Source organism: Lewinellaceae bacterium (assembly GCA_020636135.1).
Classification (GTDB): Bacteria; Bacteroidota; Bacteroidia; order Chitinophagales; family Saprospiraceae; genus JAGQXC01.
In genome coordinates this window covers 375874-393928 of the sequence record JACJYK010000002.1, presented here as the reverse complement: position 1 = coordinate 393928, position 18055 = coordinate 375874, and the positions used below count along the sequence as shown (strand labels likewise).

13 protein-coding genes are annotated in these 18055 nt (G+C 48.7%); 1 reads left to right on the top strand and 12 read right to left on the bottom strand.

Annotated elements, in window-relative coordinates:
- Positions 1-14 precede the first annotated feature (14 nt).
- The 3 genes from H6570_16665 to H6570_16655 are packed head-to-tail and all read right to left on the bottom strand — an operon-like array spanning position 15 to position 2647.
- Positions 15-1025, bottom strand: coding sequence for a S41 family peptidase (locus H6570_16665; GenBank protein MCB9320918.1), 1011 nt, complete (start codon positions 1023-1025; stop codon positions 15-17).
- Between the two features lie 3 nt (positions 1026-1028).
- On the bottom strand, positions 1029-1856 hold the full coding sequence (locus H6570_16660; GenBank protein ID MCB9320917.1) for a hypothetical protein: 828 nt from the start codon (positions 1854-1856) through the stop codon (positions 1029-1031).
- Between the two features lie 56 nt (positions 1857-1912).
- Positions 1913-2647 carry a DUF2807 domain-containing protein gene (locus tag H6570_16655; protein MCB9320916.1) on the bottom strand — a complete coding sequence of 245 codons (735 nt, stop codon included), beginning with the start codon at positions 2645-2647 and terminating at the stop codon, positions 1913-1915.
- 280 nt (positions 2648-2927) lie between these two features.
- Between H6570_16655 and H6570_16650 the strand changes: the two genes are divergently transcribed.
- On the top strand, positions 2928-4085 hold the full coding sequence (locus H6570_16650; GenBank protein ID MCB9320915.1) for a helix-turn-helix domain-containing protein: 1158 nt from the start codon (positions 2928-2930) through the stop codon (positions 4083-4085).
- A gap of 21 nt (positions 4086-4106) precedes the next feature.
- Here H6570_16650 and H6570_16645 read toward each other — a convergent pair whose 3' ends face one another.
- The 9 genes from H6570_16645 to H6570_16605 form a co-directional block, all read right to left on the bottom strand.
- On the bottom strand, positions 4107-8369 hold the full coding sequence (locus H6570_16645; protein MCB9320914.1) for a hypothetical protein: 4263 nt from the start codon (positions 8367-8369) through the stop codon (positions 4107-4109).
- A gap of 352 nt (positions 8370-8721) precedes the next feature.
- On the bottom strand, positions 8722-9717 hold the full coding sequence (locus H6570_16640; GenBank protein ID MCB9320913.1) for an alkaline phosphatase: 996 nt from the start codon (positions 9715-9717) through the stop codon (positions 8722-8724).
- Positions 9718-9861: 144 nt separating this feature from the next.
- Positions 9862-10965, bottom strand: a complete 1104-nt coding sequence (gene dprA, locus H6570_16635; protein MCB9320912.1) for a DNA-protecting protein DprA — start codon at positions 10963-10965, stop codon at positions 9862-9864.
- Positions 10962-12851, bottom strand: coding sequence for a hypothetical protein (locus H6570_16630; protein ID MCB9320911.1), 1890 nt, complete (start codon positions 12849-12851; stop codon positions 10962-10964). Before H6570_16630 ends, dprA begins: the two co-directional genes overlap by 4 nt.
- A 108-nt stretch (positions 12852-12959) precedes the next feature.
- Positions 12960-13619, bottom strand: a complete 660-nt coding sequence (locus tag H6570_16625; GenBank protein ID MCB9320910.1) for a hypothetical protein — start codon at positions 13617-13619, stop codon at positions 12960-12962.
- 124 nt (positions 13620-13743) lie between these two features.
- Positions 13744-14934 carry a hypothetical protein gene (locus H6570_16620; protein MCB9320909.1) on the bottom strand — a complete coding sequence of 397 codons (1191 nt, stop codon included), beginning with the start codon at positions 14932-14934 and terminating at the stop codon, positions 13744-13746.
- The gene (locus H6570_16615; protein ID MCB9320908.1) at positions 14894-15589 is read right to left on the bottom strand and encodes an ABC transporter ATP-binding protein; all 696 of its coding nucleotides are present in this window, start codon (positions 15587-15589) and stop codon (positions 14894-14896) included. Before H6570_16615 ends, H6570_16620 begins: the two co-directional genes overlap by 41 nt.
- 9 nt (positions 15590-15598) lie before the next feature.
- Positions 15599-16810: an ABC transporter permease gene (locus tag H6570_16610; GenBank protein MCB9320907.1), complete on the bottom strand. Its 1212-nt coding sequence runs from the start codon at positions 16808-16810 to the stop codon at positions 15599-15601.
- A gap of 25 nt (positions 16811-16835) precedes the next feature.
- Positions 16836-18053: an ABC transporter permease gene (locus tag H6570_16605; protein MCB9320906.1), complete on the bottom strand. Its 1218-nt coding sequence runs from the start codon at positions 18051-18053 to the stop codon at positions 16836-16838.
- Positions 18054-18055 lie beyond the last annotated feature (2 nt).

Here is an 18055-nt window from a genome sequence, read left to right as displayed (position 1 = left end):
TCCGGGCAATACCCTCAAAAGCGTTGGATCGCTACCTCCAGTTGGTGGTCCACATTGGCATCCACCTCTTCTTTGGTATTCCGGATCACCTCGTCCGGGATCAAACCTATTCCTTCGTAGGAAATGCCATCAAGAAACTCGATATGTTGCGTGGCGACCGAATAAACCCACCCGTTCGGTAATTCCTTCAGGATCTTGGTTGAAATTGCTCCATTTGTCGTATCCCCAAGATGAACCACATTAGGGAGCGCTTTAAATGCCATGGTCATCCTTTCGCCGGCACTAATGGTATACCGGTCCGTCAACAGGACAATAGGCTTGTCAAAATACTTCCCTTTCGGGTGGATGTTCCAGTCATACCAGGGCGTATAATCGTCAGGTCCTGTCCCGTTTTTCGTTTGGGAGCGGTGAGCAAAACGTTCCTGATTGGTCAATCGTCCGAACTCCGAATAGGCATAGGTAAAATCACCACCAGCATTATGCCTCAAATCAAAGATCAAGCCTTCTACATCATGCAGATAATTCAGAGCCTCATCAAGTCCCAGCAGATTAAGCCCAATGTATTTCAAATGAATGTACCCAAGGGTTCCGATTTTACCATAGACGATGCCCCCACCGTAATCCGAATGAACATCTTGTAAATAGTGTGTTTTGATCAATTCCAGATTAAACAAATCGTTGTCTATTTCTTCATTGACTATTTTATTGGAATAAAATACCCGGCGGTTTGGCCTGATCAATGCAACGTGCCCATCATCAAGCGTACTGAGCATAGACTCTATGGTATTGGCTAATGCATCATCTGTCGTATTCGCGTTAACCTGCGGACGGAAACGTTGGTATTGTTCCTGCCAATCTACATGCCGTTGATCAAATCCGGCGTAATCGTTCTGAAAAGAGGTCCATAGCGCCTCGAAAATGGCTTCAGGATCCTTTCCCGGTTCCGGTACGAACGCTGTTTTCTCGCATTGTATTAAGCCGATCGCAAGAAAGAAGAGTGCTAAATATTTATTGTAAAGTTTCATGATTTAAAATTTGTAGAGTCCACTTAAATAAATCCCATTCTCCAATTGTCCAAACCGGTTTGGATCGCTGTTGTAGCGATACGAATACAGATAGCGCAAACCGAGGTCCCATTGATCGTTAACCGTGTGCAGGTATTGTAAATCCAGATCGATGCCTCGTGCTTTACCCCATGACTGCAGTTCACCATGTGTCAGGTAATTACCAAACGCAGTCAGTCCACTGTGTGAATAATTCCACATCAGATAGGGGTCCGTGTGCCAGAGGTAGGAGGACCGGGCATTGTAGGCCAACAGTGGCAAAGCCAGGGTTGCTAACAGGCGATTCCGTTCACCCACCTGCAGCTGGACACGTGACCAAAGGTCCAATCCAAAGGAAAAATAGTATCCGAAAGATTGCAGGTTTCCAAAAGAATATCCGGAAGGCAGCAGGCGATTGGCTGACCGGCCGCCCATGAGTAACTGCAATCTATCATTTTTAACCAGCGGAAATCCCAGATCATAGTTCAAATCCAGGACTGTGAATTGCTGTGGAACGGTTGTCTCGTTCCCATTGTAAAATGATAGGTATTCATAAGGTTCAACGATGGACGCGCGGTAGGAAGCAAACTTGGCCATCAGATGTTGTTCTGCTTTCCCCGTACGATGATAATCGATGACGGTATTTACCGGCGACCAGTCCCGGTGGATCATCGGAGAAAAGATGAGATCCTGCCGCTGGATGTTGCTGAGTCCCCAGCTCACGCCCAATGATTTTTGGACACCATTCTGGGCATTTAAACAGGCCGCTGAAAATACCAGAGTGAAAATTATAAGATGGTATGTGGTTTTCATGCTATTCAATTTTATTGGGTTGATTAGGAACCATTGGTTGGGCTCGTGCATTAATTTTACCGTTTAATGATTTGCGAACCACCGGTCAAATTCTGGTATTCGATGACTGCGTTTCCCTGATAATACACCATGGAAGCACCGGTAGCCCGAACCCTCATCGCGTCTTGTACCGTCAGTGACAATGAGCTGGCACCACTCAGATCGGTATCCAGATTGCCTACTTCAAAAGCAAATCCGGTCATCTCACATGCACCTTCAGCATTGACTGCAAAGTCCTGAACGGATCCCTCCAGGCTCAACGTGGAAGCACCGGATAGTTTTGCATCCAGACGATTGGCCTCCAGGGTGCCATACCAGGCACTGGCACCGGTTAATTCGATGGATGCCTTATTGACCTGCCAGGGGTCAAGAACGTGTATGGTCGTGCTGCCCTCTGCCTTAAAGGATTGAACCGAGGGTGTAGTTAAGTAGACTTTCAATACTGGGACACCCGAGATGGACGGATGGAACCGCTTCAATTGAATGGTCAATTTTCCGCCGGTCTGCTCCACGACTATGTACTGATGCAGGTTTTCATTAGCCTCAATGCGTAAGTCATTCTCCGAGTCTGAGAAATTTACTTCAACCTCAAAGCGGTCGGCAACATCGAGTTCTGTGATTGCCGGAATGGGATGCGTTGTCGAGGAAACATGAGCGGATGGTCTGATGATTCCAAAATTCGTTTTCTCACAGCTCGTGAACAATAAAGTGGCGAGGGTGGTCAGGATTAAGATGAATGCATTGGTTTTCATAACGTTTGATTTAGAATGAAAAATTTTAATTTGTTTCTCCGACTTATTCGGACACTTCAAAGGTGAGTCATTCACCTGCCACCGGTCGACCGAATAAAAAAGTCGAACGAATAAATCCTCACGTCAATCGTTCGACTTTCCTGAAGAAGACGTTCGACTTTTTCCTAATCGGTTGATTCTTAGTATTTTTAGCTGACCACCAGGGTAAATGTGACTGTTCAAATCCGGCAATTAATTCCTGGTGGAATTATTCGATGGCCTCAAATAAGGCAACCGTTTCATGGAGAACATTATCAATACGGCAGGCTGGGCAGCACTAATACAGGGGATCCTTCTGGCGATGCTTTATCTGTTTTCCAGAAAACATCGTAGTCTGGCCAATCGGATCCTGGGTTTATTCCTGCTGGTTATTGTCTACGAAGGAATTCTGGAGTTTCTACCCGGTGATCCGATCGGATCCTACAACTGGTACTATTTTGCCTTCCCGGAAGTCAAGATCTTCTACCCCGTTCTTTTTTTCAATTACATCCTGGAAAAAGTGGGGCGCTCGAACCATTACCGAAAATTCCTACGGTTTCATTATTTCCTAGCTATCGCTTTTGCTGCGATCACCCTGGTGAATGTGGCTCTTTACCTGGGTACACATCAGAAGATTGAAGCGGTCCTGGGAGAGGACCTGGTATCTTCGATATTCATGATCCAGCAATACTATGCCTTTCTGCTGATTCTGATCGTCTTTGGCCTTTCCATCAAAGAGGTTCTGAAGTATCGTCAGATTATCCGAAGGAATTATTCGGATAATGCCATGCTCAACATCAATTGGTTGTGGCGATTCATTTTTGTGCTTTTGCCGATTATCCTGGTGTGGGGCATCAACCTTATCTGGATTGCATTGGGAGGAAAATACGACCATAGTTACGAGATCATCACCTGGTGCTTTGTAATTGTTTTCCTGTATTTCGTAAGCTTCCAGGCCTATCAGCACAAGAATTTATTTGATGGAGAACAGCAGATTCCGGGCGAAGAATATGGAAACTCTGAAACGGCTCATGACGAGGAGCCTCAGGTAGGTCAACCGGAAAACATTGCCATGATCCAGACCCTACGAAGACATATGGAAATGGAAGAACCCTATTTGAATGCTTCGCTTACCATCTATCAGCTCGCGCGCGAATTATCCATTTCGGTTCCGGAATTATCAACCCTCATCAATCATTCTCTTCACCAGCATTTTTTTGATTTCGTCAACGAATACCGCATTAAAAAAGCCACCGAGCTACTGAAGGATCCGGAAAAACAAAAGTTGACCATTCTGGAGATACTTTATGAAGTGGGATTTAACTCCAAGTCCTCATTCAATACGGTATTCAAAAAGTTCACCGGATCAACTCCGACCGAATACCGAAAAAAATTTCTGGTTGTTGTCGATAACCATTAGTACCAATTGTATTGGGGCTTTCTACAACACGATAATAAATGGTACCGTCTTCCAGTCTCCTGCAGTTTGGACTGCCAGCGTATACAATCCCGGTTGCAGATCCGTCAATTCAAACGACGCTTCATAGGAATCAAGACTGGCTATATTGCGACTGGTTATCAGCATGCCCTGCGGGTCGTAAATACGAAGCTGGGAAGGCATAACAGCGCTTAATGTTACTGTTGTCCTGAACACACCCTGGTTCGGATTTGGCATTAACCGGGCAGAAATGATTTCCGATGGTGGAGCAAAAAGCGGATTACTCAGGGCCGAGGTATCTGAATAGGCAATGATCTGCTTTTCCAGAGTGACCGAACAGGCTCCTTTCCAGGCCGTCAACCGAACCAGTGAGGTATCCGCAACCGGCATTTGCAGGGTTAGCTGATTTAGATTTTGCCCCACCATCTCCGCGCCTCCTTCCACTTCCCAAAATATGCTGTCAGGCACTGGCCAACTGTTTTCCACGGCAATGAAGGGCTGGCCAGCAATAACTTGCTGAGGAACTAAAAAACTGGCATCAAACAATTCATCCAGAGTCTGCACTTCAATGCTGTCGATAGAAACACACACATCACGCCAGGCTTCAATCCGGTAGGTTCCTGGGGATACCAATACCACAGTGGCTGTGTCCCCAGCAAAGCCATCAGGACCGGACCAGTGATAGGTCCAAGACGAATCCAGCGTTATTTCCAATCGATCACCGGCACATATTGTATACGCTTTCGGCTGGAGATCCAAAACCCCGACTTCAGGCTCCGGCACCAAAATGTCCGCGTATTGAAAACATCCCGGATCCCCGGTAATGGTCACCTGATAACTGCCCGGCTCCAGGAAGTCGGCAAACAATCCTTCCTGACCATTGGACCAGAGAACGCGGGCATCGCCATTTACACCTTCCAGCCGTAAGCGTACAGCCCCGGATTGAGTCATACCACAGATTGGCCGGTAGATGGTATCGATTTGCACCTGCCAGGCAGGCTCCAGCCCCAGCAGGATTAGCGAGTCGACCACCACCTTGGTACAGCCGTTCATGCGGTAACTGATGGAATAGATTCCGGCACTCAAATGTTCAAAAAATGGTTGACTGGACGGATTCTGGTCATTCAACCAGTATTGTCCGGGATATATTCCATCGGTCTGGACCCGAATTGAGCCGTCGGAAAGGCTGCATTGAGAAGGATCGACCACCTCAATTTGAAAGGAGTCAGGCAATTCTATTGCTACCACCATCAGTTCCACCAGGCTGTCGCATCCTGACTGATTGAGGTAGGAATGAGCATAGCTACCTGGTTCCGTTATCAACTGACCGTCCCAGGATATCGTCGTACCAGGGCATAGGGATACGACTTCCACATATCGCAAAGAATCCTCCCGGAACCCTACTTCCACGCTATCCCGGACCGGACAACCCAGCGCATCAACCCATTGATACTGATAGATACCGGTGGCAAGGCCGGTCCGGTTGAAGTCCGGACTTCCATCTTCCCAATGGATGGTGTAAGGAGCTGTCCCATTGTGCGGTTGAACAATGACGGACCCGTCTTTTGCTGCAAAACAGGATGCAGGAGAAATTTCAATCACATTTTGCAACCCCGCACAGAGCAGATCATTGGATTTAAGATTGATCACCCCCTCCAGGGAACAAGTATTAGCATCCGTAACGGTGAATGCATATTGACCAGCGAATAATCCGTCCCGGTAGTCTCCATTGACCTGATCGGACCAGGAAAGCTGGTAGGGAGGTGTTCCTCCTAAAATGGTAAGTTGAATGGAGCCGTCGCCCGTCAGGCTATCGGAAGCTGCTTGAAGATCAACATGGTAGTTCAGGGGATCCGGGCTCACGATCTCCAATTCATCCTTAAATGTGCATCCGCCCGGTAAGGTGATGGCGATCTTATGGATACCTGCACCCAGGCCTCGGATCTGATACGAATCATCCAGTGAATAGACCGTAGTGTCGTCCAGGATGAGGGTGTAGATCAGGCTATCCCCGGTAATGTGTACACCGATGGTTCCGTCTGATTGGCCAGCACAGGACACGTCCGTCCTGGTTAACGTGTATGCTTTGGAACACACAAATGGTTCAATCTTAAAATCACAAACTGCAAAACAGGAATCACCCTGCTGAAGGATAACGTGATAATTCCCCGGAGCAAGGTCCCCGATGGTCAATGGGCCTGCATCATAAAAACCAACCAATGTATCCGGACCGAATAACTGTACCAGAACTGGGGTGTCGTTTCCCGACCAACTCAAAGCTACCTGGCCATCGGCGTGTTGCCACCCAGTCTCTTCCTGAAGGACAGTACCATTGACTTCCAATGAAACCATCTCTCCGATTTCCCCGGAAACCGTATCGCGACATCCGCGGTGGTCGGTGATCTCAACCGCATAAGTTCCTGCCGGCAAATGGATACTCTGGCTTACATTGCCCGGATCCACCGGGCCCGTCCAGCGGTAAGTTACGGGCTCCAATGCTTCCTGTAAGGATATGGACAAAGAACCCCAGGGCTGACTGCAGTCCGGCTGCCTCAGGGATTCGGATGCTTCCAGGACACAAATAAAGCTGGGCACACTTGTGCTACACTGTATCTGACAGCCCCGGTCGTCCGTTAGGGTAATTGCATAATCACCGGCAACAAGACCATCGAGCAGTTGCTGCCCATCATCAAAAAATACCCTGGTCCGGGTTATATTGCCGGTCTGATAATCGACCTGATAGGGAGCTGTTCCTCCGGCTATTTCCAGGGCAATAACCCCGTTGTCCCCATTGTAAAAGTTAACCGGAAAATAGAGGGAACAGGCGAGCTTCAATGCGGGCGGATCGACCAGGGTGATGGTTGTATCCAAACGACAACCCAGGCCATCTGTGGCAGTCAAAACATAGGTATCCGGTGCCAATCCCCGATAAGGTGGACCAGCAAACACCGTATTACCATTCTTCAAACTATAACTTACGGTACCAACTCCCGAACGGGTCTGAGGATAGATGTAACCATCAACCTCTCCCGTACATGATGGACCCAGTACGGTCACGTCATCCCATTTCATCAAGCAGGGAACATCCGGTATTTGTAGGGTACAGGTCTCGGAACACCCGTCTTTATCGACCAGCTGGAAGGTATATTCACCAGCCGGCAGAGAGGTTATGATGTTCGTACCAGACTGGTTTAATTGCTTATTTCCTTGTTGTGGTCCGGTCCAGTACAGCCGGTACGGGAGCTTGCCGCCAACAAAGCTGATCGAAGCCTTCCCATCCAGTGCACCCACGCGACTCACTCCATTTTGTGTCTGACAGGATAATGCCAGCGGTAGTTTTGATTCCACGACTGCCATTTTTGTAGTGGTACAGCCGATCGCATCTGTAACTGTGACCTGGTAAGTGCCCGGTGCCGGCTGGAATATGGATGGCGAATTGCCTGGATTGGCTGGTCCGCTCCACGCATACTGATAGGGTGCATAATCATTGGAAGGTGTCACCACCAGAGAGCCGGAAATCTGTCCATCGCAATCAGGTACAGGTATCTTGGCAGTTACTGCAATGCTGCAAAGCGGGATTGTGAAAGGTTCATCGATGCTACAGCCGAAACGGTCCAGGACGGAGGCGAATCCATTTCCACTCTTGCTCTGGATGGTGTAGTCTCCCAGTGCTGATTGATTTTGAAAGACGTTGACACCACCTGATGATACAGCGATCAGGTTGTAGGGCAGTCCACTGTGAACGATGGAGATGGTCGCCTGACCCAGCGAGGTTGGTGTTTCCGGAATAATCGAATGCACCTGTACCTCCATGACCGGTGGGCATTCGTAATGAATATCCAAATTTCTCATGAGGACCGAATCATCAGCCATGCCTATACCATAGGCCCCTCCGGAGCCTTGCAGCAGATAGGTGCCTGCAGCAGTAGAATAAAACTCCGAGGCATAACTCAGGGTAAGGCAGTTGCAATTCAGCGTATTCCCTGGTATCACGCTGATATTCGTCGAGTTGATAAAAGCAGAGTCTATGATCATTTGTACCCCCTGGCTGCCTATGGAATAATCCAAGACCCCATTGATGGCCACTCGGAGGTTTGGTTCCGGGAAATCAAAATACAAGTCCGTTCCACTGAAGGTTATCACCGGCTCACTGGCAAATTCATTTCCCTGTACTTGAAGTGTGTGCGGGTTGTTCTGGGCAAAAAGCATCGAACTGCAAAGCAATAGCAGGAATGGCAGGATGTATTTGGATTGGTTGGTAATCATCCGGATAGCAGTTTGGGTAGTTAAAAGATAGGCGTAATATCCCGGGATTTCAAATAAGAATAATCGGCATGTGTAATGGATTGGGGGAGTGGTATATGGGGTATGAGGTACTGACGCTTCGGTCAGTATGGGCTGGGACCATAGCTTCTATAGTACGATCCGTCCATTATACACATTAACTCATCACCTGATTAACTCATTAACTCTAAAGAAGGGTGCGGGGTATGAGGTGTGGGGTGCGGGGTACTGACGCTTCGGTCAGCATGGGCTGGGACCATAGCTTCTATAGTACGATCCGTCCATCATACACATTAACTCATCACCTGATTAACTCATTAACTTAAAAGCGATGCTAATTTGGCGCGTTTAAGCCCAATAACTGCATCATTTTGTCGTAGATGGCCGTATTCTCATAAATACCACTGAAGAGCTCGGCGCCTGGTCCGTAGGCAAAAACCGGAACCAGGTCCCCGGTATGACCCTGTGTGGTAAACTTGCCCTCGATCTTGCCCATCTTCGAGCCATAATTGATCGAAAAACCTCCGCATTCGTGATCTGCCGTAACGATGACCAGTGTTTGCCCATCTTTTACTGCCAGATCCAAAACTTTACCGATGGCCTGGTCAAAATCCAGCATTTCGTTGATGATGTATTGGGTATTGTTCGCATGACCACCCCAGTCGATCTGGCTGCCTTCGATCATCAGGAAATAACCCTTTTCGCTACGTCTCTGCAGGTACCGGACGGCTTTGTCCGAAGCGAGCGGTAAATAGTCGCGTCCTTGTCCTGCTGTGGGCGGATCTTCATCGGCTGTGAAGTAGGCGAACTTCATATTTTTGTTCAGGACAATTTTATTCAGGTCATCATTTTGATAATCGGACACCGTATAACCTTTCGCTTTCAGTTCGCGGACGAGGTCACGGTTATCCAGTGTACGTGCATTGAAAAATTTCTCACCTCCACCGACAAAATAATCGATATCGGTCTTCAGGAAGTCCGTGGCAATGTCCTCGTAATTCTGGCGCAATTTATTGTGGGCGATAAAAGCTGCCGGCGTAGCATGGACGATGGTGGACGTGGCGATCAGCCCGGTAGCCAGGCCATGGTTCTCGGCCTCTTCGAGGATGGTCGGCATAGCCACCGTATCGGTATTGACACCAATGGCGCCGTTGTATGTTTTTTTACCACAGGCGAATGCGGTAGCGCCTGCCGCCGAATCGGTGATCAGATCATTGGAAGAATAGGCTTTATGTAATCCTACAACCGGAAAACGCTCAATATTCAGCCGGTTATTATTGGCATACAATCCTGCGGAGATCTGGGTCAGTCCCATGCCATCACCGATCATTAAAACAATATTTTTCGGGTGGGATACCGGTCCATGGTCCGTGGTGGCTTGTTGGGTGGTCTTACATCCACCCAGGATGATCAGACCCAAAGCCAGAATAATTCCTCTCATTTATTTCAGACTAAGCATGCTCAAAGTTAGCGGTTACACCAGAATAAATCGCTTTCCCGGTGTCGATTTCACAATACCTTTAAACTCCAGCTGCAATATCACTGTAGCCAGTGAACTGGATCCGAGACCGGAGAGGTAAGCCAGTTGGTCGATATCCGCCTGTGGATTGTTCCGTAAAATATCGTAGATGGCCTCTTCATCGGGTTCCAGTGCCTGGAACAGATTCATCTGCCTTGAAGGACCCGATTCGTCATCGGTCCATCCCATTTGATAGGCTATATCCTGGCCGGATTCGATTAAAGCCGCCTTATGCTGTTTGATCAGTGCATTGCATCCCATGGATAAAGGATCGGAAGTACGTCCGGGCAAAGCAAAGACATCCCGGTGATAAGCATTGCCAAACTCCGCGGTGATGATGGATCCGCCACGCTCCTTGGACTCGATGACGACTACGGCTTCGGCCATAGCTGCGATGATGCGGTTCCTCATCGGGAAATGTTCCTTGTCTATCCTGGATTGAATCGGGAATTCGGTCAGCAAACCACCTCCTTTGTTTTCCATGGTTGAGGCCAGTTTGCGGTGGGCGGCAGGGTATATAATATCTAGTCCATGGCCCAGTACGCCGATGGTAGGAAATCCAAGATCGAGAGCTTTGCGGTGGGCTGTCGCGTCAATCCCGAATGCCAGTCCGCTGATCACCGTGGGTTGATAGTCCTTGAGTTCTTCCAGGATACGCTGGGTCATGGTCACCCCGTATGGGCTGGGCTTTCTGGTCCCTACAATCGCAATGGCGCGACGAGGGTTCAGGTTGGCCGAACCGCGGTAGAACAATAATATTGGGCTCTCCGGGATCTGTTTCAGCCGCTGAGGATAGGCGGGATCCAGATAGGAGATCATCCGTACCTGACGCGACTCCAGCCAATCCCAGTCGGGATGGATCAATTGCTCCGGGTCCGCATTCGCTATGGCGCGGGCTCCGGCTTCTCCCACCCCGGGTATTTTAAGCAGGCGATGCGCTTTGGTCTTAAACACATCTTCAGCGCTGCCGCAATAACCAATCAGGCTCTTGGCAGTGATGGGCCCTATGGTGTCCAGCTTGGCCAGCGCCAGCAGGTATATGTTGGCTGGGGAGGTCATTGCAGCGCCCGTTGTAAATAGGGTGTGGCATTTTCGGGTTGACCTAAAGCTCTATAGCTGTCGGCCATCGCCTGATTAAGCCGGCGATCGTCTGGATTCAAGGTCAAACCGTAATTCAGGTATTTGATTGCCTCCGGATAATACTGGAATTTCTTCATCATGATCTCGGTGCCAACCCGGTAATCGAAATCGGTCAGTAACTCGATCTGCTGCCGGCGGTTGTTCAGGTATTCCATGTATTGGGGAATGTAATCATCCCGTGGATACATCATTAAGACCTGATAAAACTGGTCCAGTAACCTGTTCAGGTCGCCATCGGTCTTGTACCGCTCAGCCGCAACGCCCCCCAGCATACGGATAGCGTCCCCATAAGAAGGCAGGATCTCAATGGCGCGCCGGATGTGTACTTCTGCGGTATCCAGGTTAATATTGCGCTCCTCATTATTGGCCGCCTGCAATGATTTGTCAAAATAGATGGTCCCGTAGAACAAATTAGCTCGTGCACTATTGGTTGAAACAGCCATAGCAGCACGATTTAAGGTCACCTTATTTTCCCAAACCGGGACACGCGTGTAGGTCCGGACCAGGAATCCGATGACGGTAATTACGAGCAACCCCTGGGCTAGCCGATAATATTTTACTGGGATTCTTTCGGTGACCAGCCATCCTAAGGTTAGCGCAATACCAAACGATGGCATGTACAGGAAACGCTCATTCATAAAGGTTCCCACCGGAAATATGATGTTTGAGATCACCAGCAGGGTGGCCAGGTAAAAAGCAATCCCATAGGCGCCCGTATTCTTCCGGAGCACGCCGGTTATGGCGAAATAAATCGCTGGCAGGTATATCAGCATTGCCAGCCAGGGCTGCCAGTTTCCAAAATTGGTGATCGGAATATGATACGGATAATAGTCGTGCGTCAGCGGGTGCGGGAAGATCAGAAGGCGTACGTAATCCAGCATGGTGTAGGCAATGGTGCCCATGCGCTCACCCAGATTCATCCCTCTGAATGGGTTGTTCATGATGCTCAGCGTATTGGGATCCACGCCCTGGATATAGCCGATGGCATGATAACGCATGGCAAAGTACACCAAGCCGATGACAGCCATACTCCCCAGCAACATCCAGCCTTTGCGGTCGAAACGCCATTCCCGGAATACCCACCAGGCCATCGGAATCAATCCGAGAAAGGTGAAGGCATTTTCTTTCGCCAGAATACCACCAAGTAGAGCGATACTCATCACGCCCAGGCGCCACCAGCCACCCTTATCAAAATAGCGCATACCATACCACATTGCACCGCCTGCCAGCAGCAAAGCCATAATTTCGTCGCGGCCTTTGATGTTGGCAACCACTTCGACATGTACCGGGTGAACTACCCACCACAATGCGGCGACAAAAGGTAAGCTCCAGAACCAGGTCCGGCTTGCCGATGCGCCGGTGAGCAGAAAAAACAACCGGTATAACAGGATGACCGACAGGACATACAATAAGATGTTGATGATATGGGCAGTCTTTGGATTGGTGCCAAAAAGCTGGTTTTCAATGGCAAAGGTGACCAGTGACAACGGCCGGTAACGTGCGCCAACCACCAGGTTCTTTTGTTCCCCGAAATAGCCGGAAAAGGTTTCGGTGGTCAGTATTTCCCCTATGCCGCTGATCCCCTTTTTGACAAAATTGTTTTCCGAATAAACGATGCTGTCGTCCAGGACAAAGTCGTAATTCACTGACTGCCAGTACAGCGCAAGCGGGAGTACGACCAGGATCAAAGCGGGGATCCAGTGTTGTTTCCAATGGAATGCCGCAGGTGCCGGAATGGACTTCTTCGAGCGAACTTTTTTGACCGGTTTGGGTGTGGAGGTAGTGCTTTTTTTCTTTTGCGCCATGCGGTGTAAAGGAATTTCAACACAATTTAACCCAATTCGCGCATTCGATAAAATGGTTTTAGGGTCGAATGTGGGTTGATAGGAAACTGATGGTCAACTATTGGTTTATTAATTGTACCGCTCCATATAGCTTGAATCAATGCGTATCTCTTCCACTTGGTAATAAAAATTGCCATAACCCTCTCTTCTGCTTACATAGGTCCGCATTTTAGTAGCATCATAATTAATAACCATCTTCCATGGCATTTCCATTGAACATGAAGGCGGTTGAACTTCAAAGCTATCGTCTTCAGTTAGGTAACTTTCAACACTTCTATATATTCTATCCTTTAAATCACAAAGCAGACGTTGATATCGATTGCGCGATTTGCATATTTTTTCAATGCCCGTAATAATATAAATGTCAATTGAGTTGACTCGGGTTTTGAGCAAGGGAGGTGTAAAATTTTGCCACTTTTTATCTACCAAGAAACCAAATTCGTCTCCTGCATGTAAGTCAAATGAAGACCTGAAATCATCCAGGTAAATTTCAGTCGAATCACCATTATACATGATCTCCATTAACATCAAATTTGTCTTACGCTCGAAAGCAAAACGCTTAATGAAGTTTATTATTTCTGGTGAGTTGATCTCGACAAATTCAATTCTGTCCTTATTACATGAGGATAATATAATCAGTATTAATAACAATGATGACAAAGCACCTCTACATTGAATTTTTTCATTTTTGAATAATTGCAACATAGCCACATTTACATCAAGATTCATAAATCAAGAATGATGGTGTATACATAGCTTACGAAAGATTTTTTTGCAGAGAGACACGGATAATTGAGCTATCCTGTTGAAACGTGATCTATTTTTAAGTTTGTGAATTAAATCTACAACCCACTTAATAACTGAATTTCATCCTCAGGAAGAATGCCTGCAGCGGGGAGTAGAAGTGATCGGTCTTATTCCACAAAACCTGGCCGACCAGGTCCAGGTCCCAGTTCTCGGCCACTGAAACACTTATGGTGGGGTTGACAAAAAAGGGCTGGCTTTTCACAGGACTGTAGATGATGGACAACCCGCCATTGACCAGCGGACTGATCGGGTGAGAAGCCTGCAGGTATATGGCGCTGCGGTAGGGATAGAGGTTTTTGGCCGAAAGGCTGAAATTAAACAGCTCTGTCACCGGCGCCTGTGTTTCTCCCTGACTGTTGATCATAAAGCCTGCCTGCACATACGTACCCTTTGCGAAAGAGTAATCAATGCCCGTTGCACCGGTAAATACATTCGTCCCTCCATCGGCAAGGTCCTGGAAATAGCTCCATTCACCCTTCCATCCGGCGGTGCCGAGGTTTCCGGCCCATCCGAAGCCTGCCACCATGTTGTTTTGAAAATATCCTCCCAAAACCTGGAAGTCGTAGTTCCAGCGGTTGAAGCGCCACAGGCTGGCATAGGTGCCAAGCCGCACATGATGGGCTGCTTTGGCTGCCACTTCGATGCTGGAATTCCCATTGAAATAATAGCGTGCCAGTACGGCATCACTGCCCGGGCGTTCTTCGTAATCGAAATCCGTGAAAGAAAATGCATTGAAGATATCATTGGCATTCCAGAAGGTGTGGATTCCCCAGTTGATGCGCTGACGGCCGATACGGATATCCCAGGGCCCCTTGGAATAAGCTGCTGAAAGCCGGTCGATCATGGTGTGCAGGACAATGGATTTGGATGAGGCCACCACCCAGCTCAGGTCGAAGTAATCGTTGTTGGCATTGTCGATGGTACCGGCAAAATCGGGTGTCGACTTCACCAGCTCTCCGTAGAATAAGCGCGAACGAACCTCCATTCTTAAGGTCCAGTTCGGATTGGGATAATATTTGACATTGTAACGGTGATGGAATAATTGATCGGAGAGGGACTGCTTCAGGTCCGGGATAAAAAATTCGGTGTGCAGAAACTTGATGTAGGATTTCTGGTCCCATTTGATGCTATCGGTCTGGCTGAACAGGACGGCCGGGGTCAGCAATGCCATCAGCAGGCATAGTGTGTTTAGGTATTTATTGAACATGACCTTTCCGATCAGAAATGATTTTACCATCCTCCAGGGTGATCACGCGGTGTGCCCGGTCGATGACCCGCTGGTCGTGGGTCGAAAACACGAAGGTCATCTGCTCTTCCTGATTCAGATTGGCCATGATATCCAGGAGCTGACCGGTTGAGACCGAGTCCAGATTGGCAGTAGGCTCATCCGCAAGGACAAAAGCCGGCTTGGATGCCAGCGCCCTGGCCACGGCGACGCGTTGTTGCTGGCCACCCGAAAGCTCAATGGGCCGTTTGTTGACTTTGTCATCGAGACCTACGGCATGCAGCAACTCCATGGCCCGTTGATTGCGTTTTTCCCTGGGTAATTTTTGTAAGAGCATCACAAACTCTACATTTTCAATCGCCGTCAGGACAGGAATAAGGTTATATGCCTGGAAAACAAATCCAATGTTGTCACGGCGAAAGTCAATCAATGCATTGTCCGAAAACTTAGAGATATCCTTGCCGCCCACCTCGATGTATCCGGCTGATGGACGGTCCAGCCCGCCAATGATATTCAATAACGTCGTTTTCCCGGATCCGGAAGGACCGACGATAGCAACAAACTCGCCCTCGTTGATAGTCAGGTCAACACCCCGCAGGGCATGGACCGGGATGGTGTCCGGCTGATACGTCTTGGTGATTCCTTTGGTGACAATAACTGGCTTCATGTTTTCAAATTAAAGGGTTCGAATGGCTTCGACCGGCCTTAGGCGGATGGCTTTCCAGGCCGGGAATAAGCTTCCAATCAATGCGGTCACGATGATCGCGATAGCAAGTTGCCAATAAAGCGATGCAGGGACCCACGGGTAGATGATATCGGACAATCCAAATTCACGCATCCCTGCAGAGTAAGCCGAGAGGTCAAGACCGGATGTACTGGTCCCTACGATGGTCAGGTACCCGACAAGCATACCAATGGGCGCTCCAATGCATCCCAGGATCAGCGTTTCGATCATGATCATGTTAAACACTCTTTTTTTATTCATGCCGATCGCCATCAGCATACCCAGCTCTTTAATCCGTTCCAGGACTGCCATCATCATGGTGTTGATGATCCCAAAGATCAGGGCCAGCATCACAATGACCGTCATGATCATGGATGTCAGTCCGATGGTGGATTCGTAAAGGACCAGATCCGGAGACAACGTACGGTAACTCTGCACATCCAGGTTTGGATAGCCTTGCTGGATGGAAGTCAGGATGGGTTCAAAATCGGTCCCGTCCGGAACCCGGATGGCGATCTCATGGAGTCCATCGCCGCCCAGGAGCGGTTTCAGGTCCTCCTGCCGCACGAAGATATGCTGACTGTCGTAGCGCGAATCTTTGGTTGCGTACAAGCCTACAATTCGGAAGGAGGCGGCAGTGATCTCTCCGCTATAGGATTGGAAGGTCAGTACCACCCGGTTATTCAGGGAGACGTGAATTTTATTCGCCAGGTCCTGACCGATGATCATGGGGTTGCGGGCATCCGTTTCAAAGTAGCTGCCATCGACCAGATTGGTGCTTAATTCGGTGGTCGAATCTTCGGCTGCGGGTAAGATAGCCTTGATGGTGATTCCCCGGGCAGCTTTGGGTGAGGAAACCATGCCCTGCACCAGCAAACGGGGTGACAGATAGGTTTCCGGGTATTCTCTTTTCAGCTTTTGATAGGTAGCAAAGCCGTCGGGGATGGTGTCCTCCAGCGCCTTATTTACAAAATAATCCGAACGGTGAATCTGAATGTGAGACCATTCATTCAGGATGGCCGTATGGATGTAGGTACGCACCATGCCAATGCTGAATCCCGTGATCACGATGATCGCCCAAATTCCCAGGACGACCGCGGTGATGACCACCAGACTTCTCGTTCGGCTCCTCCAAATATTCCTCCAGGCAACTTTAAATATCATACCACGATAAATTCAAATGATGGACTTACAATCGCATAGCCTCAACCGGTTTCATTTTCCGGATAACCCAATAGGGATAAAAGGCTAACAAGGATGTGATCACAAATACAAACAAGACCTGCCAGCTGAATATGTTCCAGTCAAAAGCAGGCGGGATGATCGGTTCCGCACCAAATTTCTCATAAGCCCTGGCATATTCTCCGGTCATCTGAAAGGGATGCAGTGAAAGGTATTTCACCAGGGGCACGCTGATCAGAAATCCCATAGCCACCCCTACCAACCCGATCATCACCACTTCCATCCACATCATACCAAACAACTGCATGCGGCGCATCCCGATCGAAAGCAGGACTCCGAGTTCGTATTGCCGGTCTTTCGTCATCATCAGGATGGTGCCAAAAATGCCAAAGGATATGATGATGTACAGGATGATCAAAATGACATTTGCACTGGCCGTATCCATTTCTTTGGCCTGTAACAATTCCGGCATCATCTGCTGCCAGTCCTTGACAGCATACGTTGCAGTATCCAGATCGTTATGTAAGATTTGAATCACCTCAGGTAGCACCTCCTTATCCTTGATGCCTACCACCATGGAAGTGATCTGATCACCGGTGGCATAAAACTGCTGGGCATCCTCCAGATGCATATAGACCATGCTTTTGGACAGATCCGGGGAAGCAAAATGGATCAGCCCCCGGATCGGGTATTCTCCGATGGCATTGGCTCCATGATAGCCCTGGCTCAGAAAGATCAGGGTATCGCCCACGCCGACCTTAAAGTTTTCAGCCAGGCCTTCTCCGACGAGGATCCCCGTTGGGGAGGATTGCCAGTAATCGCCTTTGGATATACGTCCTTTGAGTCCCGAAAGGGCATTCTCTGCATCCGGGTCTATACCGATCATTAAGGCGCCCTGCGTGCGGTTCCCGGCAGAGGCCAGGGCAAAGGACTCCAGTCGGGGAATCAGGGCATAAGATTGTTTGAAGTCTTCCGGCAATTTATCCAATAGCGTTTGCCGGTCGATGATCTCATCGATGGAACGGTCATCCCAGAATTTCTTTCCCTGGATCTGCAGGTATCCGTAGTAATAGTTAACTACGTTATCGACCATGTGATCCCAGGTACCATGCTGAATGGATTGCATCACTGAAGAAAACAACACGGCAAATAAAACCGAAGCAGCCGTAATCAGGGTGCGGCGTTTATTACGCCAGATGTTGCGCCAGGCGAGACTCAGTAACATGG